Source organism: Streptomyces sp. WM6386 (genome assembly GCF_000972385.1).
GTDB lineage: Bacteria > Actinomycetota > Actinomycetes > Streptomycetales > Streptomycetaceae > Streptomyces.
Genome location: NZ_JXTE01000471.1, coordinates 1 through 470, shown reverse-complemented (window position 1 = coordinate 470; position 470 = coordinate 1). Strand labels below are relative to the sequence as shown.

Genomic DNA, 470 nt, shown 5'->3' with positions numbered 1-470 from the left:
CACCTAGGCAGTATGCAGATCGGAGACACCATGAAGGACCTCAAGTTCGAGCAAAAGCGCTCCCTGTCACGCCTTGAGGCGGCTGACCAACTCACAGCACTGGCCACCGCGCTGCGGAAAGGCGGGGAGGCCGAACTGGAACTCAGTCCCGGAACCCTGAGACTGCAAATCACCGACGACCTTCGCAGTGAGATGGAGGTCGAGATCGGTGATGGGGAGATCGAGCTGGAGATCGAGTTCACGTGGCCGACCGCATCGCCCGGGGCGGCGCCATCACAAACGGCCACTGACGCGGAGAAGCCCACCACACGCACGCGCAAGAAGGCGCCCGCAAAGCCGAGGCGCAGCGCTACGAGCACCAACAGCGGCACAGGTGCGAAGCGGGCCGTGACGAAAAAGCCCTGAGAGGATGTTCGTGTGATCTATGCACCGGTTTAGGATAGTTAGGTCGCGCCGGGATTCGTCTGTAC

At 61.9% G+C, this 470-nt stretch carries 1 protein-coding gene; it reads left to right on the top strand.

Going from position 1 to position 470, the window contains the following annotated elements; all coding sequences use genetic code 11:
• A partial coding sequence (locus tag TN53_RS42290) for an amphi-Trp domain-containing protein (protein ID WP_234441864.1) occupies nucleotides 1-405 on the top strand: 405 nt, incomplete at its 5' end.
• Nucleotides 406-470: the final 65 nt, after the last annotated feature.